The sequence below is a fragment of the Paenibacillus sanfengchensis genome (assembly GCF_036864765.1).
Taxonomy (GTDB): Bacteria; Bacillota; Bacilli; order Paenibacillales; family Paenibacillaceae; genus Fontibacillus; species Fontibacillus sanfengchensis.
Genome location: NZ_JBAGJC010000016.1, coordinates 1 through 22,164 on the forward strand (window position 1 = coordinate 1; position 22,164 = coordinate 22,164).

At 55.4% G+C, this 22,164-nt stretch carries 21 protein-coding genes and 1 rRNA gene; all 22 read right to left on the reverse strand.

Features of this window, described 5'->3' with window-relative positions; translation table 11 throughout:
* Positions 1 to 158 (reverse strand): 16S ribosomal RNA (locus V4U84_RS22865); the annotation flags it as partial.
* 317 nt (positions 159 to 475) lie between these two features.
* The gene (gene lysS / locus V4U84_RS22870) at positions 476 to 1,987 is read right to left on the reverse strand and encodes a lysine--tRNA ligase (protein ID WP_334075513.1); all 1,512 of its coding nucleotides are present in this window, start codon (positions 1,985 to 1,987) and stop codon (positions 476 to 478) included.
* A gap of 92 nt (positions 1,988 to 2,079) precedes the next feature.
* Positions 2,080 to 2,556, reverse strand: a complete 477-nt coding sequence (greA, locus tag V4U84_RS22875; RefSeq protein WP_148454309.1) for a transcription elongation factor GreA — start codon at positions 2,554 to 2,556, stop codon at positions 2,080 to 2,082.
* Positions 2,557 to 2,921: 365 nt separating this feature from the next.
* The gene (gene dusB, locus V4U84_RS22880) at positions 2,922 to 3,923 is read right to left on the reverse strand and encodes a tRNA dihydrouridine synthase DusB (RefSeq protein ID WP_334075514.1); all 1,002 of its coding nucleotides are present in this window, start codon (positions 3,921 to 3,923) and stop codon (positions 2,922 to 2,924) included.
* A gap of 17 nt (positions 3,924 to 3,940) precedes the next feature.
* Positions 3,941 to 4,153 (reverse strand): helix-turn-helix domain-containing protein, encoded by a 213-nt coding sequence (locus V4U84_RS22885; protein ID WP_334075515.1) that lies wholly within the window; start codon positions 4,151 to 4,153, stop codon positions 3,941 to 3,943.
* Complete coding sequence (gene folK / locus V4U84_RS22890) at positions 4,105 to 4,653, reverse strand: 2-amino-4-hydroxy-6-hydroxymethyldihydropteridine diphosphokinase (protein WP_334075516.1); 549 nt, start codon at positions 4,651 to 4,653, stop codon at positions 4,105 to 4,107. The genes V4U84_RS22885 and folK overlap by 49 nt, the downstream gene beginning before the upstream one ends.
* A gap of 9 nt (positions 4,654 to 4,662) precedes the next feature.
* A complete protein-coding gene (folB, locus tag V4U84_RS22895) occupies positions 4,663 to 5,025 on the reverse strand; it encodes a dihydroneopterin aldolase (protein WP_334075594.1) in 363 nt (120 codons plus the stop codon).
* A gap of 28 nt (positions 5,026 to 5,053) precedes the next feature.
* Entirely contained in the window at positions 5,054 to 5,890 is an 837-nt protein-coding gene (folP, locus tag V4U84_RS22900; RefSeq protein WP_334075595.1) for a dihydropteroate synthase, read from the reverse strand.
* A gap of 1 nt (position 5,891) precedes the next feature.
* Entirely contained in the window at positions 5,892 to 6,815 is a 924-nt protein-coding gene (locus V4U84_RS22905; protein WP_334075517.1) for an aminotransferase class IV, read from the reverse strand.
* Positions 6,812 to 7,393 carry an aminodeoxychorismate/anthranilate synthase component II gene (pabA, locus tag V4U84_RS22910; RefSeq protein ID WP_334075518.1) on the reverse strand — a complete coding sequence of 194 codons (582 nt, stop codon included), beginning with the start codon at positions 7,391 to 7,393 and terminating at the stop codon, positions 6,812 to 6,814. The genes V4U84_RS22905 and pabA overlap by 4 nt, the downstream gene beginning before the upstream one ends.
* On the reverse strand, positions 7,393 to 9,009 hold the full coding sequence (locus V4U84_RS22915; RefSeq protein WP_334075519.1) for an anthranilate synthase component I family protein: 1,617 nt from the start codon (positions 9,007 to 9,009) through the stop codon (positions 7,393 to 7,395). The genes pabA and V4U84_RS22915 overlap by 1 nt, the downstream gene beginning before the upstream one ends.
* Before the next feature lie 150 nt (positions 9,010 to 9,159).
* Complete coding sequence (cysK, locus tag V4U84_RS22920) at positions 9,160 to 10,098, reverse strand: cysteine synthase A (RefSeq protein WP_334075520.1); 939 nt, start codon at positions 10,096 to 10,098, stop codon at positions 9,160 to 9,162.
* Positions 10,099 to 10,364: 266 nt separating this feature from the next.
* The gene (hslO, locus tag V4U84_RS22925; RefSeq protein ID WP_334075521.1) at positions 10,365 to 11,255 is read right to left on the reverse strand and encodes an Hsp33 family molecular chaperone HslO; all 891 of its coding nucleotides are present in this window, start codon (positions 11,253 to 11,255) and stop codon (positions 10,365 to 10,367) included.
* 37 nt (positions 11,256 to 11,292) lie between these two features.
* Complete coding sequence (locus V4U84_RS22930; protein WP_334075522.1) at positions 11,293 to 12,057, reverse strand: type III pantothenate kinase; 765 nt, start codon at positions 12,055 to 12,057, stop codon at positions 11,293 to 11,295.
* A gap of 4 nt (positions 12,058 to 12,061) precedes the next feature.
* The gene (nadC, locus tag V4U84_RS22935; RefSeq protein WP_334075523.1) at positions 12,062 to 12,928 is read right to left on the reverse strand and encodes a carboxylating nicotinate-nucleotide diphosphorylase; all 867 of its coding nucleotides are present in this window, start codon (positions 12,926 to 12,928) and stop codon (positions 12,062 to 12,064) included.
* A complete protein-coding gene (gene nadB, locus V4U84_RS22940) occupies positions 12,918 to 14,537 on the reverse strand; it encodes an L-aspartate oxidase (RefSeq protein ID WP_334075524.1) in 1,620 nt (539 codons plus the stop codon). The genes nadC and nadB overlap by 11 nt, the downstream gene beginning before the upstream one ends.
* Positions 14,538 to 14,572: 35 nt before the next feature.
* Positions 14,573 to 15,511, reverse strand: coding sequence for a quinolinate synthase NadA (nadA, locus tag V4U84_RS22945; protein ID WP_334075525.1), 939 nt, complete (start codon positions 15,509 to 15,511; stop codon positions 14,573 to 14,575).
* Positions 15,512 to 16,092: 581 nt separating this feature from the next.
* A complete protein-coding gene (gene ftsH / locus V4U84_RS22950; RefSeq protein WP_334075526.1) occupies positions 16,093 to 18,231 on the reverse strand; it encodes an ATP-dependent zinc metalloprotease FtsH in 2,139 nt (712 codons plus the stop codon).
* A gap of 100 nt (positions 18,232 to 18,331) precedes the next feature.
* Positions 18,332 to 18,871: a hypoxanthine phosphoribosyltransferase gene (gene hpt, locus V4U84_RS22955; protein WP_334075527.1), complete on the reverse strand. Its 540-nt coding sequence runs from the start codon at positions 18,869 to 18,871 to the stop codon at positions 18,332 to 18,334.
* A 44-nt stretch (positions 18,872 to 18,915) separates the two neighbouring features.
* Positions 18,916 to 20,367: a tRNA lysidine(34) synthetase TilS gene (gene tilS, locus V4U84_RS22960; RefSeq protein WP_334075528.1), complete on the reverse strand. Its 1,452-nt coding sequence runs from the start codon at positions 20,365 to 20,367 to the stop codon at positions 18,916 to 18,918.
* A gap of 68 nt (positions 20,368 to 20,435) precedes the next feature.
* On the reverse strand, positions 20,436 to 21,374 hold the full coding sequence (locus V4U84_RS22965; RefSeq protein ID WP_334075529.1) for a protein kinase domain-containing protein: 939 nt from the start codon (positions 21,372 to 21,374) through the stop codon (positions 20,436 to 20,438).
* Positions 21,358 to 22,104, reverse strand: a complete 747-nt coding sequence (locus V4U84_RS22970; protein ID WP_334075530.1) for a vWA domain-containing protein — start codon at positions 22,102 to 22,104, stop codon at positions 21,358 to 21,360. Before V4U84_RS22970 ends, V4U84_RS22965 begins: the two co-directional genes overlap by 17 nt.
* Between the last annotated feature and the right edge of the window lie 60 nt (positions 22,105 to 22,164).

Genomic DNA, 22,164 nt, shown 5'->3' on the forward strand with positions numbered 1-22,164 from the left:
GGTAGTTATCCCAGTCTTACGGGCAGGTTGCCTACGTGTTACTCACCCGTCCGCCGCTAACCATCAGAAGTGCAAGCACTCCATCAAGTCCGCTCGACTTGCATGTATTAGGCACGCCGCCAGCGTTCGTCCTGAGCCAGGATCAAACTCTCCAATAAAGTTGAAACTTATTGAATAAGCTGATAGCTCATTTTGAATCTGACGAGAATTTTACTTCTCATTTTAATACTCACTCGTTGTTCAGTTTTCAAAGATCAACTTCATTCATTTCGTTATCGCCTCATCAGCGGCAACTCTTATAGTATATTACATCCGGCGTTATTTAGCAAGCATTATTTTTTACCAAGAAGCTGTGCTCTTCGTTTCAAACACGCTTAATTAACGACCGGATATATAATATAACATAGACATCAGACCATAGCAACTCTTTTTTAAAACAAAAAAAGAGCCCCGCTCACCGCAGGGCTCCTCAGTGTTACTCCGCCGTATTCCGCATATGCGGGAACAGCAGTACGTCGCGAATCGATGGCGCATCGGTGAGCAGCATCACAAGGCGGTCAATACCGATACCCAACCCGCCGGTTGGCGGCATGCCATATTCCAGAGCACGGATGAAATCTTCATCCATCTCATGCGCCTCATCATTCCCGTGCTCGCGCTCCAGCAACTGGGCTTCGAACCGTTGACGCTGATCGATCGGATCGTTCAGCTCGGAGAACGCGTTCGCATGCTCACGCGCTACGATAAACAGCTCGAAGCGGTCGGTAAAGCGCGGATCTTCCTCGTTCTTTTTGGCCAGCGGCGAGATTTCCACCGGATGACCGTAGACAAAGGTCGGTTGAATCAGAGTTTCCTCAACGAACTGCTCGAAGAACGCGTTCAAAATATGACCAAAGGTCATATGCGGCTCTACAGGAACTTTATGTTCCTTAGCCAGTCGATGGGCTTCCTCGTTCGTCATCTGAACGCCGAAATCAACGCCGGTCACCTCTTTCACCGCATCCACCATGGAAACGCGGCGCCACTGCGGCGTCAGGTCGACCTCGTTTCCTTGATATTGAATCACTTGAGTACCCAGTACTTCTTGGGCAATGTGAGCGATCATATTTTCCGTCAGCGCCATAATGTCCTTATAATCGGCATAAGCCTCATACAGCTCGATCATCGTGAATTCCGGATTGTGGCGTGTCGATACACCTTCGTTCCGGTATACCCGGCCGATTTCGTAAACCTTCTCCAAGCCGCCCACGATTAAACGTTTCAAGTGCAGCTCGATGGCAATCCGCATGTACAGCTCCATGTCCAGCGCGTTGTGGTGCGTGATGAACGGACGAGCCGCCGCACCGCCGGCAATGCTGTGCAGTGTAGGCGTTTCAACCTCCAGGTAGCCGAGCGAGTCCAAATAGCGGCGCATGGATTGAATAATCCGCGAGCGCTTGATAAAGGTCTGTTGCACTTCGGGGTTAACGATTAAATCCACGTAACGTTGGCGGTAGCGCAGTTCCACGTCCTTCAGGCCGTGGTATTTGTCGGGAAGCGGATAGAGCGACTTGGACAAAACCTCCAGATCTTTCACCTTGATGGTCGTTTCGCCGGTTTTCGTCTTGAAAACCTCACCGGTCACGCCGATGATATCTCCTAGATCGAGAACGTTGAACGCGGCATACTTTTCTTCCGGAACGCTATCCTGACGCACGTAAAGCTGAATCTTCCCGGAAAGATCTTGAATATGCGCAAAGCTGGCTTTACCCATCACCCGTTTGGCCATAATCCGGCCGGCCACCGAAACCTCGACCTGCTTCTCATCGAGTTCTTCCTTCGTCAATGGGTCATACTGGGCCAAAATATCGCCGGCCATCGCATCACGCTCGTATTTTTTGCCGAAAGGATCAATGCCCAATCCCCGCAGCTCGTCCAATTTTTCGCGGCGAATTCTTAGCAACTCGCTGACCTCGACCACTTCCTGGTTGTTTTGTTCCTCGCTCACTTGGTTCCACTCCTTGCGACTAATATTTAAATTGAATTAAAAACAGTGAAAGAAGCTTCCGCCGGGGAAGCTTCTCGGGACGTTGATAGAGCTTATTTCTTGATATCCACGATTTTATATTGAATAACGCCTGCCGGTACGGTTACATCGACGATCGCGCCTTTTTTCTTGCCCAAAATCGCCTTTCCGACAGGGCTTTCGTTCGAAATTTTATTCTGCAGCGGGTCGGATTCGGCCGTCCCCACGATCGCGTATTCCATCGTATCGCCAAATTCCAAATCTTCAACCGTTACTGTAGAACCGATGCTCACTGTATCCGTATCGATCTCATCGTTATTGATGATCCGGGCGTTGCGCAGCATCTTCTCCAACGTAATGATTCGGCCCTCGATGAAGGCCTGTTCGTTCTTGGCGTCCTCGTATTCCGAGTTTTCGCTGATATCCCCATACCCGATGGCTGTCTTAATCCGCTCGGCCACTTCGCGGCGTCTTACGGATTTCAAATTCTCCAACTCTTCCTCCAGTCTCTTCAGACCGTCCTGTGTAAGAATGACTTCTTTATCGCTCATCTCAACCGATTCTCCTGTCATGGAAATAATATTCGCACTGTGCGGCGGACTGCCGGGCAACTTCAAGGGCGCCTCTCCCCGTTAGGAGCGTTCAAAGCATCGACTATCCCGAGAAGGTCCGTGGTTCCCGCCTGACAACGGCCGTGAAAGCTCACGCATCATTGAGAATATCATATGCAATCGCATGGAGGTCAGACCATCCATGTTGTGGAAGTTATCTCCTGAGGCGAATTTATATTGTGAAATTATAGGGGAACCGTTCTGAAATGTCAATGACACCAGACTCTAGAATTGTAAACGCTTCATAAATCGATTCCCTGTAAAAAGAGGACCCACCGGCCTCCGTATGCGTTTCTCCCGCATCCTTATGCCGATTCGGCTTCCCCATAGTTTTCCGCATTTAATTCGGCAACAAAGTTCTCCAAAATCCGCACCATTTCGTCACGTTTCGTTTCTTCCATGATGATGTCCTTAACCCGGGCCGTGCCCTTCAGGCCTTTCAGGTACCAAGCCATATGTTTGCGCATTTCCCGGACGGCGACAGCCTCGCCTTTCAGTGCGGCCAACCGGTCCATGTGCAGAATGGCAATGCGGATTTTCTCTTCCGCTCCCGGCTCGGGCAGCAGAACGCCCGTCTTTAAATACTCGACGGTACGATACAGCATCCAAGGGTTACCGAGCGCACCTCGTCCGATCATCACCCCGTCACACCCGGTTTGATCGAGCATCCGCTTGGCATCCTCCGGCGTGACTACGTCCCCGTTCCCGATGACAGGAATCGACACCGCCTCTTTAACTTGCTTTATAAATTCCCAGTCAGCCTTGCCGGTATACAATTGCTCCCGGGTACGGCCGTGAACGCTGACGGCTTTGCCGCCCGCGGCCTCCACCGCCTTGGCATTGTCAACGACATAAATATGCTCCGCATCCCAGCCGATCCGCATTTTTACGGTAACCGGTTTGCTGACAGCGTCTACGACCGCCGAAACCATTTCATAGATTTTGTTCGGATCCAGCAGCCAACGCGCACCCGCGTCACATTTCGTTACTTTGGGCACCGGGCAACCCATATTGATATCGATAATATCCGCGTTGGTCTCCTGATCTACCACTTTAGCGGCTTCAACCAGAGATTCGCGGTCTCCCCCGAAGATTTGCAAGCTAAGCGGTTTCTCCCGTTCGTCGACAAACAGCATTTCCTTCGTCCGCTTGTTGCCGTGAATAATCGCTTTATCGCTGACCATCTCTGCGCAGACAAGCCCGGTGCCGAACTCTTTCGCAATCAGGCGGAACGCCGGATTACATACGCCTGCCATCGGAGCGAGCACGACCTGATTTTTCATTTCAATATCGCCGATCTTCAGCATGATGGTCCCTCCTGATTTTATGGATTTTGATGTTGCTTGAGCTCCGCCAACGGTACGCCCAGAACATCCGCAATTTTATTTAAAATTTGATCTTCTGCCCGTCGGTTACCCCGCTCAACGGCCCCTAAAACAGCCAATGATATGCCGGTCTCATCGGCGAGTTGCTGCTGCGTGTATCCCTTCAGTTTTCGGAATGCCCTAAGCCGCTGGGCAAGCTGCCTGTTTTCCAAAACCGTACGCCATCCTTTCCGTCCACCAAATCCAAGGCGGCCCTTACCCGCTCGTATAACCCCGATGCTTCGCCTTCGGATACGATATCGCTAAGCGGAACAAGCACAAAAGCCCGTTCAAACATGCGCGGATGGGGCAGTGTCAAAAAAGCGGTCTCCATCGTCCGGCCCTCCATCCACAGCAGATCGAGGTCTACGGTTCTCGGGCCGAAACGGATGCTCCGCTCCCGCCCGAGAGCAAGCTCCACCTCTTGCATCACCGCCAGCAGAGCCTCCGGTGTCAGCGTTGTCTTTACCGCCAGCACCATGTTGATAAAGTTCGGCTGATCCAGGTAACCCACCGGGTCAGTCTCATACAAATTCGAGCAACGCAGCAGCGCTATCTGCGGATGTTCGCTCAGCAATGCCGCCGCTCTCATCATCTGCGCTTCCCGGTCTCCCAAATTAGCCCCTAATGCAATATAAGCCTCTGAGCTTTCAGAGGGGGTCTGTGCTATCATATAACCTTCTCACTTTCTGGTGCGGCGCAGTTCCACCGTCACGCCATCAAACTTGATATCGAAAGGCGGATGCGGTTTGGTCACGCCGACCGTTAAAGCATCTACCCTAGTATAAGTGTCCAATACCGAGGATGCAATATGCTCGGCAAGCGCCTCAATCAATTTGAAGCTTTTTTGTTCCACAATTCCGCGGACCAGCTCATGAATTTCGGCATAATTAACCGTTTTGGTCAAATCGTCGGATTCCCCCGCGTCCCGCAAATTCAGCTCCAGCTCCAAATCCACATAGTAACGGGCACCCAATTTGCGCTCTTCCTCGAACACACCATGGTATCCGTAAAATTCCATCCGTCGTACGATCATTTTATCCATCATTTTTCACCCTCCGTTTTAACCAAAATTAAGCGTATAAAATCGCATCGCACATCAGAGCCGTGCGCTTGATTTCTTTCACGTCGTGCACCCGAACGATCTGGCATCCTTGGGCAATACCGAGGGCCACCGTGGCGGCCGTGCCGAACACTACTTCCTCCGTCGGCAGATCCAGCGCGGTGCGGATGAATTTTTTGCGCGAGGTTCCGAGCAGCAGCGGGTAGCCCAGATCCATCAGGCGATCCAGGTTTTTCATCACCAGCAGGTTCTCGTTGTAATCTTTGGCAAACCCGATCCCCGGGTCCAATATAATCCGCTCTTCCTTCACACCGGCCGTCCGGGCCAGAGCAACACTCTCCAGCAGATCGTCCGCCACATCCTGGAGCAGGTCGGTGTAATCCCGGTTGTCGCGATTATGCATCAGAATCGCCGGGCAGCCAAACTCCACGGCCACCGCAGCCATCTGCGGGTCGGCTTTGAAGCCCCAGACATCGTTGATGATATGCGCTCCCGCCTTGAGCGCCTCCCGGGCCACGCGCGATTTATAGGTATCCACGGAAATCGGAATATGCGGCGCCTCCCGGTGAAGGGCTTCCACCACAGGAACGACCCGTTCCAATTCCTCCTGCTCGCTCACCGACTGATGTCCGGGGCGTGTCGACTCCCCACCAAGGTCGATCAAGTCCGCCCCGTCGGCGATCATTTGCAGCGCATGACGAACCGCCCGCTCGGGATCGTTATACTTTCCCCCATCGGAGAATGAATCCGGGGTTACATTGAGAATACCCATAATGAGGGTTCTTTCGCCTAGTTTCAAAGTCGTTTCGCCGCATGGATAAGTTCTTTCGAATACCCTGTTCTGCATATCAGCTTCCCACACTCTCTCTATAAAAATAAAGCAGCCGTTCCGTCACCGGCCCGATTTCTCCGCTGCCTACCGGCACTTCACTCCCGCCGGGCTCCGCCAGCCGGGTTATCGGCACTAACTCCTGAATCGAGTTTGTGACAAACACCTCATCGGCTTCCCGCAATTCATCCCAGGTATACCTGCCCTCTTCGACAGTCCAACCGTGTTTGCCGGCGAGCTCCAGGACCGCCCATCGGGTAATCCCCGGCAATATCCCCGTTCCGATCTCAGGAGTATATAGTTTACCTAACCGGACAAAAAATAAATTGCTGGCGATCCCTTCCGCTAAAAAACCTTCCGCCGTCAGCATCATCCCTTCAGCCGGCTGCGGCCGTACCACCGCCCCGGCTTTCCCGGCACTCGCCGCCGCTGCCGTCAGCCGCTCGTATTCCGCCAGTTCCCGCCGGGCCAGCATATTGTTCATGTAGTGGAGCGACTTGAGCCGCACCCCGCTTTCCGGCGTATTCCGCGGCGTTGAGAGGCGCCACAGCGTTTTGCCGAGGCGGTACAGCTCCGGGCTGGACTTGGGCAGCGGCTTGACGTACAGAATCACCGCAGGCATCGCATAAGGCTCGGTGGTCAGCCCAAGAGGGCCTTGTCCCGCGGAGACTGTCAGCCGGAGATAGGCATCTTCCAAGCCGTTCAAGGCCAGCAGCTCGGCGATTTCCGCCTCCAGCCGATCCCGGCGCGCTGCATAAGGAATGCCGAGCACCCGGCAACCCTCCTGTAGCCGCTCCAGATGGCGGTCCAACAGACACGGTAGGCCACCATAGGTGCGGAACGTCTCAAACAGCCCCATCCCGTACATGAAGCCGTGATCCATAACGGAAATCACGGCTTCGTTTGAGGGGGTCGGCTTCCCGTTCACCCCGAGGTAAGTCATACCCCGGCTTCCGCCTTCCGGCTCAGGAAGTTGCGGAGCATCTGATGCCCATGATCGGTGATGATGGATTCCGGGTGAAATTGAACGCCTTCAACAGCGTATTGTTTATGGCGCAAGCCCATAATCTCGCCTTCAGCGGTTTCCGCCGTAATTTCCAAACAATCCGGAAGACTCTCCCGCTCCACGATCAGGGAATGATAGCGCGTCGCCGTAAACGGCGACGGCAGGCCGGCAAACACCGATGTCCCTTGATGATGGATCGGTGAGGTTTTGCCGTGCATCAGGCGTTCGGCCCGGATGACCTTCCCGCCAAAGGCCTGTCCGATCGCCTGATGGCCGAGGCATACGCCAAAGATCGGAATCTCCCTTTTAAAGCGGTCGATCACGTCCAGCGTAATCCCCGCCTCATTCGGCGTGCAAGGCCCCGGGGACAGCAAAATATGATCCGGGTTCAGCTGCTGGATGCCCTCGAGGTCGATTTCGTCATTACGGCGTACGACGACCTCCCCGCCCAGCTCCCCCAAATATTGAACCAGGTTGTACGTAAACGAATCGTAATTATCGATGACCAGTATCATCACTTCATCCCCTGTCCTTCGCCGTGAACGGCGGTTAGTTCGCTCTGCCGGACCGCTGCGGCAACCGCTCTGGCCTTGTTGCTGCATTCCCGGTACTCGCGGTAGGGAACGGAATCGATGACGATGCCCGCTCCCGCTTGGATATAGCCGACTCCGTCCTTGACGACCAGTGTTCGTATAATAATATTTAATTCCATATTCCCGTTGTAGTCAATCCAGCCCATAGAGCCGGTATACGGCCCCCGGGTGACCGGTTCGAGCTCTTCGATGATCTCCATGGTCCGCACCTTCGGCGCCCCAGTGATCGTTCCTCCCGGAAAAACGGCGGCAATCGCGTCGTACGCCGTTTTATCCGCAGGCAGGGCGCCCTCCACCTCGGAAACGAGGTGCATGACGTGGGAATAGCGCTCAATGGTAAACAGCTCGCTGACCCGAACCGAGCCGTAGACCGCCACCCGGCCCAAGTCGTTGCGCAGCAGATCGACGAGCATGATGTGCTCGGCGCGTTCTTTTTCGCTGCCGGTCAGCTCCGCCTCCATAAGCGCATCCTCCTCGGCGGTATGCCCCCGCCGCCGGGTGCCCGCAATCGGACGGGTGCTGATGCGCCCCCGCTCCACCTTCACAAGAAGCTCGGGCGAAGCCGACACGAGCTGAAAATCCGGCAGCCGCAGCAGACCCATATAAGGCGAGGGATTGATCCGCCGCAGACACTCGTAGACGGCTTCAGGGGAGCTTTGGACTTCAAAGGCTTGCCTCAGCGACAAGTTCACCTGAAACACGTCGCCAGCCGCGATATAGTCCTGCACCCGCCGAACCGCCGCCTCAAAAGCCTCCTGCGGCATCGAAACCGCCTTGCAGCCCGGCAAAGCATCCGACTTGACCAGCTCCCCGGCTTCGGCGGGCGGTTTCAAAGGACCAGGGCCGGCAGGCGGGGCCTGATTCTTTTCCCCGGATTGTTCCTCGGAGTCCTGGGGGGACACGGAGCCCTCTTCCATCCTCCGGCAAAACCGCTCCCAACGGTCCGCCATCCCCATCGCCCTGTCGCGCGCCGACGTATAGAGCTTCTTCAGGTCCATTCCCGGCTCATTGTCCACCGGGCTATGAACGACGGCATATACGAACTTTTCCGTCTCATCCCAGACCCAGACTTCCTCGAACCGCATCCATACATAATCGTCGAGCTCCAGATCGTCTTTGGCCATCCGGGGAAGGCGCTCCAGGGAGCGGGCGACATCATATCCCAAAAATCCGACCGCGCCCCCGCAAAACTTCGGCAAGCCGTCTGCAACCGGCGACTTCCAGGGCGCCATCCACTGTTTAAGCAACTGCAGGGGCTTCCCTGACCGCTCCACCGTTTCACCGGAAGCTATCTCGGTAAGGACAGCTCTGTTTCCTTTGCCGCGGATGACCGAGATCGGATCAAGCCCGAGAAAGGTATACCTGCCTGTTTTTCCGCTCTCCAGCACAAAAGAATACGGCCGCGCCTCCTCCCAGGCTCGCGTCCAGTCGGCGGGCAGACCGCCCGCCACCGGTTTTCTAACCGCACAAGGCAGCAGAGACCATGTCCCTTCCTCCGCCCAAGCTTCCCATTGTTCCTGCGATATGACCGTCTCCATCCGCTGCCGCATCCTCCAGCCTCATTCTTGGTTATTGCTAGCTAGTATACTAAAAACCCCGCGACTTTAAAATACAAATAACCCCTACAGCGGCCCTGAAGAGCCGCGATAGGGGTAGTATCCGCGTTATTGCCAAGAATGGCCGCCAAATTAAGCTTCGAAATTATACAGCGGCGTGCTCAGGTAACGTTCGCCGTTACTAGGAATGATCGCAACGACCCGTTTGCCTTTGCCGAGTTTCTTGGCGACTTGAAGCGCCGCAAATACGGCCGCACCGGAGGAAATCCCGGAGAGGATGCCCTCTTCCTTGGCCACTTGGCGCGCTTGCTCAAATGCATCGTCATTCTCGACATGAATGATTTCATCATAAATCTCACGGTTCAAGATCTCGGGAATAAAGTTCGCGCCCAATCCTTGAATCTTATGAGGTCCCGGTTTGCCCCCGGCCAGAATCGGCGATGCCGCCGGCTCAACCGCATAGATCTTGAGGTCCGGAAAACGCTGCTTCAGCACTTCGCCCGCACCCGAAATTGTACCGCCCGTTCCAATCCCGGCGATAAAAGCATCAAGCTTGCCGTCCAGCGAGTCGATCGCTTCCACGATTTCCGGGCCGGTCGTCTCGCGGTGGATTTTCACGTTGGCTTGGTTGCGGAATTGATCCGCCATGAAATAGTCCGGGTTGGCCGCCAAAATTTCCTCGGCTTTCTTAACCGCGCCGTTCATGCCTTCCGATCCCGGCGTCAGCACCAGCTCGGCACCGTAAGCCCGCAGCAGGTTGCGGCGCTCCAAGCTCATCGTTTCGGGCATGACAATGACCGCTTTATATCCCTTCGCCGCAGCGACAAGGGCAAGCCCGATTCCGGTATTGCCGCTCGTGGCTTCAATGATCGTGCCGCCCGGTTGCAATTTGCCGGCCTTCTCCGCCTCTTCCACAATGCTGATGGCGATCCGGTCCTTCACGCTGGACCCCGGGTTTTGGTATTCCAGCTTCACATAGATTTCAGCGCTGTCCTCCGGTACAATGCGGTTCAGCCGGACCAGCGGCGTATCGCCAATCAGATCTGTAATGTTGTTTACGATTCTAGCCATGTCATAACCCTCCTTATTGATTAAGAAAAAAACAAGATCGAATCCGACGCTTAAATGTATTTATAAACTATAGATTTGCGGATAGACCGTCTCCGTTCCATCCAAGCTATTTCCGAGTAAACAAGTTGGTTTTACTACTATTATCTTAACAACCCCGATCGGACTTGTCAATAATGGCGCAAAAAAATACCCTGCCCTTCCAAAGTCTACACCGGAAGAGCAAAGTATTCCATCCAACCGCCGGACCTTATCCCCCGGCGAGGGAATTAATTCATTTGCGCAAGCAGTTCGTCCAACTCGTCCTGGGTGAAGGTATATACCTCGTTGCAGAAGTCGCAGACAACCTCCGTCTCCTTGTCCTCATCCCGAAGCGTGGTCAGTTCCTCTCTCCCCAAACTGATCAGCGTCCGTTCCACCCTGTCCCGGGAACAGTGGCAGGAGAACGTAATGTCCATTTCCTCCAGCACTTTGACATCCGGTACGATCCAACGCAGCATTTCCTCCGGTTCCAAGCCTTGGTCGAGCAGCGAAGTCACCGGCGGCAGCTGTCCGACCGCCCGTTCGATCGCGTCGATTTCCGAATCGCTCAATCCCGGCAGCAGTTGAATAATGAATCCGCCCGCCACGATGACGGAAGAATCGGTATCCACCAGCACCCCCAAGCCGACCGCCGACGGCGTCTGTTCCGAAAGGGCGAAGTAATAGGTAAAGTCCTCGCCAAGCTCCCCGGAAATTAAAGGAACGCTCCCGCGATAAGGGTCTTTGAGTCCCAAATCCTTCGTCACGTGAATAAAGCCCGTCGTGCCGACGGCTCCCGCCACATCCAGCTTGCCTTTGCTGTTGCTCGGCAACTGGACATGAGGATTCGTTACATAGCCGCGCACTTCTCCCTTGGCATTGGCATCGGCCACGATTTGGCCGACCGGTCCGTCCCCCTTCACCTGGATGGACAGCCGTTCTTCGCCTTTCAGCATCGCGCCCATCATCGCGGCCGCGGTGACGGTACGTCCCAGCGCGGCCGTCGTCGTCGGGTACGTATCATGGCGGCGGCGGAGTTCCTCCACCAGCTCCGTCGTCTGCACCGCAAAGGCCCGGACTTTCCCGTCCATCGCCGTCCCCCGGACCAGCCGGTCCTTCAATTCTTTCTTTTCCTCCACGCAGGAAGCCTCCTTTATATGAACTTGGAGTTCACGTTCATTGATTTCGTTCGTAAATAATGCGAAGCCCCTCCAGCGTAAGCCAGGGATTCACTTCCTCAATCGTCCGCGATTCGCTCGCGATCAACTCGGCAAGGCCGCCGGTGGCGACCACCTTCGGCTCGGCGCCCATTTCGGCCCGAATCCGTTCCACAATCCCGTCGACCTGGCCCGCGTAACCGAAAATAATGCCGGCCTGCATCGCGTGCACGGTGTTGCGTCCGATAACCTTTTTCGGCTTCTCCAGCTCGATGCGGGGCAGCTTCGATGCCCGCTGGTACAGGGCCTCCGTCGAAATGCCGATCCCCGGTACGATGGCTCCGCCTAAATAATTACCCTGGGCATCGACGCAGTCAAACGTCGTCGCCGTCCCGAAATCGACGACCACCAGCGGGCCGCCGTACCGCTCAATCGCCGCCACGGCATTGACGATCCGGTCGGCACCCACTTCGCGCGGATTTTCATAGCGCAGGTTGAGCCCGGTTTTGATGCCCGGGCCAACCACCAGCGGCTTATGATGCAGGTATTTTTTGCACAACTCTTCCAGGACATGCATCAGCGGCGGAACGACCGAGGAAATAATGATCCCTTCGATGTCATCCGGTTCGATTTTGGACATCTGGAACAGGTTATGAATCAGGACGCCGTACTCGTCGACCGTTGCCTGCCGGTTCGTCGAAATCCGGAAATGGTGCAGCAGCTCACGCTGGCTGTATACCCCAAGAACAATATTCGTGTTGCCGACATCTACCACTAGAAACACGGTATTACCCCTCTTTCTTTTCGCCCAGGTCCAGACTGATGTCCAGATTTTCGAACGAGTACGTTAACCGGCCCACGGAGATGACGTCCACACCGCTTTCCGCAATCCGCCGCACCGTCTGCAGATTTACGTTCCCGGAAGCCTCCGTTTTCACATGGGGCGCTATCACTTTGATTCGCCGCACCGCTTCCTTCATCAAATCGGGCCCCATATTATCCAGCATAATGATATCGGCCCCCGCTTGCAAAGCTTCTTCCACTTGCTCCAAGCTTTCCGCCTCAACCTCAATTGTCATCGTGTGCGGAATGTTCTTCCGCGCCCGGCTCACCGCCTGGGCGATGCCGCCGGCCCCTTTAATATGGTTGTCTTTGATCATCACGGCATCGTACAGCCCGAACCGGTGGTTCGCCCCGCCGCCGGTGCGCACCGCGTATTTCTCCAGCATGCGGTGGCCGGGCGTCGTTTTGCGCGTATCCACCAGACGGACCGGCAGCCCTTCAAGCGCGTCTACAAAGCTGCGGGTCCGGGTAGCGATTCCGGACAACCGCTGCAGCAAATTTAACGCAAGACGCTCTCCCGTCAAAATACTGTGCGTGCTGCCCTCCACTTCCGCCAGAACAGCGCCCTTCTCCACGTGCTGACCATCCTGGACAAGCGGTGTAAACGCGAGCATCGGATCTACAACCTCGAATACCAGCTGCGCGACCGGCATCCCGGCAATAACGCCGGACTCCTTGGCATGGATAATGCCTTTGGATTGATGTCCGGAGGGGATTGTGACGCCCGTCGTGACATCGCCCGAACCCACGTCCTCCTTCAGCCACAACCGAATCGACTCCACCAGGCCTTCGTTATATCCATTAAACATCATCGCTGATTTCCTCCAACATTCCTTTTTTCCGGTGACATAAAATATGCCGGCGCCACCGTACGTCGTCCTTCTCCGGGAAATCCTCCCGGTAGTGCCCCCCGCGGCTCTCCTCGCGGGCCAACGCCGCCTCGGCCAACAGCAAAGCGCAGGTCAGCATGTTGGCGTACTCCAACTGCTCCCGGGTATGTAAAACCGCCCCGAAGATCGGCAGCTGCCGCTTCAATTCCTCCATGCCTTTCAGCAGCCCTTCCTTCGTGCGGCGCACTCCCACCTGCCGAACCATGACTTTCTGCAGCTTCAGCCGCCGTTCCACGATCGGCTGCATAACCGCCTCCTGGCGGCCCGGCATGTACGCGATGTCCGCACCGGTCTCGGCGAGCGGCTCCAGTTGCCGGATGCGCCCCACGATTCGCCGTCCGAAGACGACCGCCTCGGACAGTGAATTGCTCGCCAGCCGGTTCGCACCATGCACGCCGGTGGAGGAAACCTCCCCGCAAGCGAACAGACGGCGTACGCTGGTTTCTCCATGATGCCCCGTTTGCACGCCTCCCATCATATAATGCGCAGCCGGGGCGACCGGAATCCAATCGGCAGTCATATCCAGACCATAGCCGATGCAGGTCTCGTAAATGGTAGGGAACCGGTGCTTGATCGTCTCGGGGTCCTCATGGGTGATGTCGAGATACACGTGAGTCGCACCCGTCTCCTCCATTTCGCTGACAATCGCCCGGGCCACGATATCGCGCGGAGCCAATTCCAGCAGCTCGTGATACTTCTCCATGAACCTTTCGCCGCGGATATTCCGTAAAACGGCGCCTTCTCCGCGCACCGCCTCCGAGATAAGAAACCGCGGAGCGCCGGGATAACAAAGCGCGGTCGGATGGAACTGGATAAACTCCATATCCCGAATTATCGCGCCTGCCCGGTAGGCCATCGCCACCCCATCGCCGGTCGCCACCTCCGGATTGGTCGTATAGCGGTATAGCTGGCCGACCCCGCCGCTGCAAAGAACCGTTGCGTTGCCGCGCAGGAAAACCCGGCGGCCATCGGGCTGCTGGACCAGCGCACCCAGACATACATTGTCCTTCGTGATCAAATCGATCACGTAGTGGTCATCCCAGATGTCGATATTGGCGTGTCCCCCCACCTGCTCCGACAGAGCCCGGACAATCTCATACCCCGTGGCATCTCCATTGGCATGCAAAATCCGGCGGTGGCTGTGCGCGCCTTCCTTTGTCAGGGCAAGCTCCCCGTTCTCAAGATGATCGAACGCCGTTCCCAAAGACATGAGCTCTCTGACACCGTCGGGACCTTCATTGACCAGAATATCCACCGCGGCCGAGGAACAAAGCCCCGCTCCGGCAAGGAGCGTGTCCTCCCGGTGCGAAGCCGGCGAATCCTCATCGGAAATGACCGCCGCAATGCCGCCCTGGGCATACCGGGTGTTGCTCTCCATCAGTGATTTTTTCGTTATTATTATGACCTTGCGGTCTTCACTTGTTTTTATGGCCGTAAACAGCCCGGCGATGCCCGACCCGATCACGATCACGTCCGTGTCGATCACGGGAAGCTCCGCCAAATCAAAATCAACCAAGTATTGTGGAATCAAGGTGACCACCTGTCCTTGACAGAGAGTAGCGCATGCTACTGAACTTGTAGCATGCGCTCTAATGAGGTTCTGGCTTTGTCGGCGACCGCCGGCGGGACATAAATTTGCGGCTGCATCGTTTCCAGACACTTCACCAATTTTTTCAGATTATTGACTTTCATATTGGGACAAACGAGAAACTTCGAGGCAAAATGGAAGGTCTTCTCCGGACTGTCCAGCCTCAGTTGGTATCCGGTCCCGTCTTCGGTTCCCACGATAAATTCCTTGGCGGACGACTTCTTGCAATATTCGAGAATCGCGGTCGTGCTGCCTACGAAATCACCCATCGCTACGACTTCCGGCCGGCATTCGGGGTGAACGACGAATTCCGCTTCCGGATGCTTCGCCTTCATCTCGACCACGTCTTTCACGGTCAGCATATCGTGGGTGTTGCAGTACCCTTCCCAGATAATCATTTTTTTGTCCGTATGCTGCTGGACATAGTGTCCCAGGTTCTTGTCGGGGACCCAGATAATCTCATCCGCATCGACCGAGTTAATCACCTTCACGGCATTGGAGGAGGTGCAGCAAATATCCGTCTCCGCCTTGACCTCGGCCGAAGAGTTAATATAGGTGACCACTTTGGCATTGGGGTGCTGCGCTTTAAGCTTTCTTAAGCCATCCACGTTCACCATATCCGCCATCGGGCAGCCGGCCCGTTCATCGGGAATGAGCACCGTCTTGTTCGGCGCCAAAATTTTTGCGCTCTCTCCCATAAAATGAACGCCGCAAAACACGATCGTTTCCGCCTCGGTTGAGGCCGCCTTTTGAGCGAGCAAAAAGGAGTCGCCGCGAAAATCGGCCACTTCTTGAATTTCGTCGCGCTGATAATAATGCGCCAAAATAATTGCGTTGCGTTCCTTCTTAAGCTGAACCAGCTTCTCCCGAAGCTCCCGGTTCATTTCCGCCTTCCGCTCCCGTGCTAGAGCCTCCACCTGACATCCTCCCCTGTATGCGACCGCGGTGTTTCCCCGCGCTTCTCTCTCATCCGCATCCCTATAGTAATGTTTGTGCAAAAATACGCATACTTGCCGTCACGTCAACGTACCTAAATTCACACGGCTGTGTTAACACCTAATTTACACAAGCGAATTAGGGCTGTCAATCGATCCGGGAAGGAAAGCTCAAATTTAAATTAAATCAGGCCGGATTCCCAAATTTAGGTGGAATGAAGTAAGAGTACGGAGTATTTAACGTGAAAACCTCCCGCTAATAAGCCTCCATACGGCCACTAGCGTTGCATTAAGCAATTTGAATCTCGTGCAGGTAGATAAGGGCCTTATGCGGCGCTATTTTGTCGAATTCGGCTAGATGATGTGAAATTGCGGCTTTTTGGGGTCCAATTTTTGGGAAAAGCAGGCCGACCCTGATTTTGGGTCCCTGCAGATTTGCAGGAAATCCTCATGCCAAATGAGTCAACATGGGACAATGGTAATCTAACGGCCTTTAAGCCATGAATTCGCAAAAAATCCGGGAAACAGACTTTGTCTGTCCCCCGGATGATATCCAGCGTCGCTTATACGGTTGGCGGCGTGCTGCCCCCCGGGCCTTGCCCGTTCCCGTCTTTGTTGTCCCCGTCCGGCGTTACATCGCGCACCGTACTTTCCGGCGCGTCGACCGTCGGGTCGTTCGAGACGTCGTTCGTGCTGCTGCCAGGGATCTCGTTCGGAATGTCTCCGGTTGGTCCCGCAGGGGCCGGATCCTCGGTCTTGCCTTGAATCCGAACGCGCACGTCGCCGACATTGTCCACGATAGGCTCGCCCGGCTCGGTCGTGCCGCTTCCGCTGTCGCCTTCGCCGTCTTTGCCGGCTTCCGGCGCATCCAGCAGACGCCCATGCTCGATCAATTGCTTGATCTGATCCAGGTCCAGCGTTTCCACCTCAAGCAAGGTCTCGGCGATCAAGCGAACTTCCTCGGCATGCTCCGTCAACAGCTTCTTACAACGCTCATACGACTCGTTGATGAAGCGCTGCATTTCCTGATCGATCTCGTAAGCGATCTGATCGCTGTAATTCTGTTCGTGCCCGATATCGCGGCCCAGGAACACCTGGCCTTGCGATGTGCCGAATTGCATCGGACCGAGCTTCTCGCTCATCCCGTATTCGACGATCATGCTGCGCACGATGCTCGTCGCCTGCTGGAAGTCGCTGTACGCCCCGGTGCCGATTTCGCCGATGAACAGCTCCTCTGCAACCCGGCCGCCCAGTAGGCCCGTGACCTTGTCGAGCAGCTCTTGCTTCGTCACCAGCATGCGGTCTTCCTTCGGCAGCATGATGACATATCCGCCGGCGCGGCCGCGCGGTATAATCGTCACCTTGTGTACCATATCGGCGTGCTCCAGAAAGTAGCCTACAATCGTATGGCCCGCTTCATGGAAGGCCACGATGCGTTTCTCCCGGTCGCTGATCACGCGGCTGCGTTTCTCCGTACCTACGATGACGCGGTCGATGGCTTCATCCACTTCGGTCATAGAAATATCCTTGCGGTTCCGGCGGGCGGCAAGGAGTGCCGCTTCGTTCAGCAGGTTCTCCAGATCCGCACCGGTAAAGCCGGTTGTCCGTTTGGCGATAACGTCAAAACGCACATCCTTGGTGAGCGGTTTGTTGCGCGCATGCACCTTGAGCACCGCTTCGCGGCCTTTCACGTCCGGACGGTCGACCGTAATTTGACGGTCAAAACGTCCCGGACGCAGCAAGGCCGGGTCCAAAATATCCGCACGGTTCGTGGCCGCGATGATAATAATACCTTCGTTGCCGCCGAAACCGTCCATCTCAACGAGCAACTGGTTGAGCGTCTGCTCGCGCTCGTCATGTCCGCCGCCGAGTCCGGCGCCGCGCTGACGACCAACGGCATCAATTTCGTCGATGAAGATGATACATGGCGAATTCTTCTTCGCGTTTTCGAATAAATCCCGAACCCGGGAAGCACCGACCCCAACGAACATTTCCACGAAATCGGAACCGGAAATACTGAAGAAAGGACGTCCCGCTTCCCCGGCTACCGCACGGGCCAACAAGGTTTTACCGGTCCCCGGAGGGCCTACGAGCAGTACCCCTTTCGGGATTTTGGCACCGAGTGCGGCAAATTTCCGCGGATCCTTCAGGAACTCGACGACTTCCACCAGTTCCTGCTTCTCTTCGTCGGCTCCGGCCACGTCCTCGAACGTCGCCTTCTTCTCCTCATTATAGAGACGGGCCCGGCTCTTGCCGAAGTTCATCACTTTGCCGCCGCCGCCCTGCGCCTGATTGAACAGGAAGAAGAACAGAATGAACATGATCGCGAGCGGAATGATCGAAGTCAGGAAGGTCAGCCAGATGCTCTCTCCCCGCATTTTTTCCCATTTAATGTTAAATTTATTCTGCTCGCTGAGATCCGTAATTTCTTTAAGGACATTCGGATCATAAGGGATATAGGTCGAGAAGTTCTTCGTTTTGCTTTCTCCGACCTCCTTTTTATACTTACCGGTCACCAGATAAGCGTAACCGTCGAATTTCCCGGTTAATTCTTCTACGTTTTTCTCCTTTAATTCGTGCCGCAGTTCGGTATAGCTCGGGTTGACGGTTGTCTCATTTCCGCTGTTGAGGAATTGGACGATGCCCACCACGACTAAGAAAAGTATCAAATAAAAACCAGAATTCCGGATGAACCGATTCATCCCCTACCTCCTCTCAAAACCTTAAGTTATTTTAACATAGCCGCGCACGCCTTTTCAAAAAAACGGCGGGGGATGGCTCCGGCCCGAGGGACCGGTGAAATTAGCTGCTGTAAATTTCCGGTTTCAGCACTCCGACGAATGGGAGGTTGCGGTACTTCTCGGCGTAATCCAATCCATAACCGACAACGAAAGCATCCGGGATCACAAAACCTGCCAGATCCGCTTCCAGCTTCACGGTCCGACGCGCCGGCTTATCAAACAAGGTGACGATCTTCACGGATTTCACCTTGCGGCGCTCCAGAACATCAATGAGGTAGCTCAAAGTGAGCCCGCTGTCGATAATATCCTCCACGATCAGGATGTCTCTGCCCTCTACCGAGGTGTCCAAATCCTTGATGATTTTAACTTCACCCGAAGATCGGGTAGAAGCTCCATAACTGGATACCGCCATAAAATCGAGCTCCAGCGGCACAGTGATCTCCTTCACCAGGTCCGCCATGAATATAAAAGCGCCCTTCAGAATGCAGATGACCAGCGGATTCCGGCCCTCGTATTCCTCGCTCAGCTGGCGCCCGAGCTCTTTGACCTTCTCCTGAATCTGTTCCCGGGTAATCAAAATTTCCTGGATATCGTTCTGCAAGATAAGTAAACCTCCTACGTTATACTATGAATGTCATCACTACGTTAAACCCCAAGGTCGGGATCAGGATTCCGCAGCAGGGCCATATGCAGCACGGAGGACGTCTTCCCGTCCACTACCGCCGCCGATGACCGCCGCACGCCGGGAATCCAAAGAATCCGGCCCAAAGCGTCCGTCACCATGGGGGTCTGGGAGCGAAGCGTGGGAGGTATTTTCTCATCGATAAAAATATCTTTCACCTTTTTGCTTCCATTTAGCCCCATCACGTTCATCCTGTCTCCCGGAAGCCGGGAACGAACAGTAAGCGGATAGACAAGCTCATCCGCATCAAACGCTGCCTCCCCGTTGCCATCCGTCATGGGCCCGACAAGACCCGAACCGGCAGGCTTACGGGTAAAACGCAAGGTTTGCCCCGTGTCCGTCACGGACACTTCCGCCGGAAAATGTTCCACAACATATGTATAATGAGGATTTTCCGCTCGGGCAGGTACAAACCGAATGGTATCGTATTCACGATAACAGCGGACACCTCTTCCAAGATCCAAAACCCATGTCGTGGGCCGATCCTGGACCGCCCCTTTTCGAATGGCTTCTACCTTGATAAAATCGCCGTCATCCGTACCTAAAGGCAGATAATTTAATATTAGTTTAATCAACCTCCGTTGTAAAGCGGCATGTAGGGAGGTGAATCCCCGGAGTTGAAACGCCGCACCGCCGTTTTGCCAAGTCACCGTCTCCGCATAAATCCGCTCGGTTTCCAGCCGCATATAGTCGTCTTCTTCGCCGATGACCTCGGCCAGACGATTCAGTGAATCCGTTAGCTGTTCATTATATTGCCCCAAAAAAGGAAGCACATCCAGCCGGATTGCATTGCGCGCATACTTGGGAAGCAGGTTGGAGCTGTCGATTACATAAGGAATGCTTGAGCGGTCGCAAGCTTGGACCAGCTCGTTTTTGTATATACGAAGGAGGGGACGAATAAGTTCCACATTTTTTTCGCGGCGTTTCAGCTTCATACCGGCCAAACCGGACGGGCCGCTTCCCCGCAAAATCCGCATCATCACGGTCTCCGCCTGATCATCGGCATGATGGGCGAGAGCAATCGCCGAAGCCCCGTATTTGGCGGCCATTTCATGAAGGAAGGCATACCTTTTCTCCCGGGCGGCCAATTGCCCGCCCTTTCCGGTTTCCTTCATATATGTAGGAATATCAAAAACGCCAAGTTCGAAAGGAATCCCCAGACGCTGTGCCAAACCGCGGACAAATTCGGCCTCCTCATCGGACTCCTTCCCGCGGAAGCCATGATTGACGTGTGCGCAGACCAACTTCAAACCAAGTTCCGGATCCCGCGAAAGCTCCAGCAAAATGTGCAACAGCATCACGGAATCCGGCCCTCCGGATACCGCTACGACGATGCAGTCTCCCGGGGACCATAACGCGTGTTCCTTTCCAGTGCGGCGCACCGCATCCACCAAGCGGTACATATCGGGATTCATTTGGCGGCTCTTCCTTTCCGGGCGATCCTATAGTCTATGGTTGCAGCATATGTTTTGACCTTCGGCGGTCAAAAACGTAAGGTCAGATACAATGCGCAAACCAGCAATGTTAAAGAAACGGCAAAGGCCCCCAGCATCCAGCGCGGGGTTTGACCTTTGGGCTTGCGGCGGCCGAACGAGGCGGTCACCAGCTCCCGCCATAATTGGCAGGCTTCGGCCGTATCGTTAAATTGGCCGGCCAGCGCCCGCTCCAGCCATTCCCGGTAGGGCGCCAGTGCCGGCTCCGAACGGAGAATAGCGGTCAGATCGTTGCAGCTCCGCGTCTGGGGCAACTGGGTCGCCGCCCGTTTCAATGGCCCTTCGGCCAGCAAATGGATACAAACGACGGCGAAGGAGAACCAGTCATAAGAAGGCTCCGCCGTTCGCCCGCCCGCTCCCCAAAAACCGCGGTCATACCATTCCGTGAACTGCTTGACGCTGCGGCCGATCCCGCTGACTCCACCGTAATCGATTAATTCGACCTCCCCATAGGGGGAGACCAGCACATTCTCCGGCTTCAAGTCTCCAAATACCCACCCGGACTCATGAAGCTGCCGGAGCTGACGCAGCAGGTGGAGGCCGGCGATCCCCAGCCAGGCCCCGCCTCTCTTGGCAAGAAAAGCCCTTAACGGCTCCCCTTTGACATAGCGCATGACGTAGAAAGGAATCTCCCTGCCTTGAAAGGAATAGTCATCGACTTCCACCAGATAGGAAAGATCCCGCCCCGTCACGCCTCGCCGGTATCTCTGCCGCTGAAGAGCTTTCAGCACATTGACTTCCGATTGTATATCCACCGTGTCGAAACCCATTTTCAGGGCATACAGCTTCGCGCTGTCCACCTGCTTCACCAGGTAGACGACCCCGTTCGCGCCCTGTCCGAGCAGGCGCTGAATCGCGTAGCGCCCGCCCTTCCAGCGGCCTGTCACCACCGTTCCCGGCGCCAGGCTCCATTTAGACGACGTAGTCACCGAGTATCCCTTCTCCTCTACCTGTGTCCTCCAGCCAATTCTTCGATCCATGTCCTTCCAGTGTACCATACCGGAAGAAATCCATCACCTTCAGAATGGCCGGACCGGTGGGGGTCGCGCCGCGCATGGCAAGCCGCTGAAAGATCGAGCGGGCTTGGCCGAGATCATCGGTCCAGTCCAGGTCCAGGACGGCGTCTTCGCCCCCGTGCGCCCCGGGGAAATGGAACACCGCCATTCGGCTGGCCCCCTGCCTTGCCCCAAGGCTGAGCATCATATCGCGAATCGCCTCCTCCACGGCGGCGAGCTTCGGCTTCATGCTGGCGCTGGCGTCGATGAGCAGCGCCACGTCCAAGGGGCTGTTCTCGCTCAGTTCGTCGATGACCTCCACCACCTGGGAACGCTGGTCCGGTGGCAGGTCCTCCACGGAAGAATTCCCCAGAATTGTTTTCAACTCCTTATTAACCGCGTGCTGAATCGTCTGAACCACGGTCTTGCGCGTCAGCATTTGCATCGTTTGCGCCAGCTTCTGCGTGCCGGAAAGCCGGCTCATCCCGCCTCCCGCCTTGGCGATTTCGGCGATTTCCAGACTGCCGAGCTCCCCGATCGTGCCGTAGTCGACAATCCCGATCACATTGACGACGATCCCCTCCTGCCGGGCCAGCGCGGCCGCCATAACCGGGCTCTCGCCTACATTGGAACAACCGTCGGTAATCAGCAAAATTTGCTTCATCTCTATCCCCGCTTTCTTTTTTCCATCTGATAGACTCTCTTCTCTATCATTTCCAGCGAG

What these genes read in the sequence shown, in the direction of transcription:
- greA (WP_148454309.1), bottom strand. Translation starts at nt 2,556, where the DNA reads ATGAGCGATAAAGAAGTCATTCTTACACAGGACGGTCTGAAGAGACTG.
- dusB (WP_334075514.1), bottom strand. Translation starts at nt 3,923, where the DNA reads ATGCTGAAGATCGGCGATATTGAAATGAAAAATCAGGTCGTGCTCGCT.
- folK (WP_334075516.1), bottom strand. Translation starts at nt 4,653, where the DNA reads ATGATAGCACAGACCCCCTCTGAAAGCTCAGAGGCTTATATTGCATTA.
- folB (WP_334075594.1), bottom strand. Translation starts at nt 5,025, where the DNA reads ATGGATAAAATGATCGTACGACGGATGGAATTTTACGGATACCATGGT.
- folP (WP_334075595.1), bottom strand. Translation starts at nt 5,890, where the DNA reads ATGCAGAACAGGGTATTCGAAAGAACTTATCCATGCGGCGAAACGACT.
- V4U84_RS22905 (WP_334075517.1), bottom strand. Translation starts at nt 6,815, where the DNA reads ATGACTTACCTCGGGGTGAACGGGAAGCCGACCCCCTCAAACGAAGCC.
- pabA (WP_334075518.1), bottom strand. Translation starts at nt 7,393, where the DNA reads ATGATACTGGTCATCGATAATTACGATTCGTTTACGTACAACCTGGTT.
- V4U84_RS22915 (WP_334075519.1), bottom strand. Translation starts at nt 9,009, where the DNA reads ATGGAGACGGTCATATCGCAGGAACAATGGGAAGCTTGGGCGGAGGAA.
- cysK (WP_334075520.1), bottom strand. Translation starts at nt 10,098, where the DNA reads ATGGCTAGAATCGTAAACAACATTACAGATCTGATTGGCGATACGCCG.
- nadC (WP_334075523.1), bottom strand. Translation starts at nt 12,928, where the DNA reads ATGATGTTTAATGGATATAACGAAGGCCTGGTGGAGTCGATTCGGTTG.
- ftsH (WP_334075526.1), bottom strand. Translation starts at nt 18,231, where the DNA reads ATGAATCGGTTCATCCGGAATTCTGGTTTTTATTTGATACTTTTCTTA.
- tilS (WP_334075528.1), bottom strand. Translation starts at nt 20,367, where the DNA reads ATGAATCCCGATATGTACCGCTTGGTGGATGCGGTGCGCCGCACTGGA.
- V4U84_RS22970 (WP_334075530.1), bottom strand. Translation starts at nt 22,104, where the DNA reads ATGAAGCAAATTTTGCTGATTACCGACGGTTGTTCCAATGTAGGCGAG.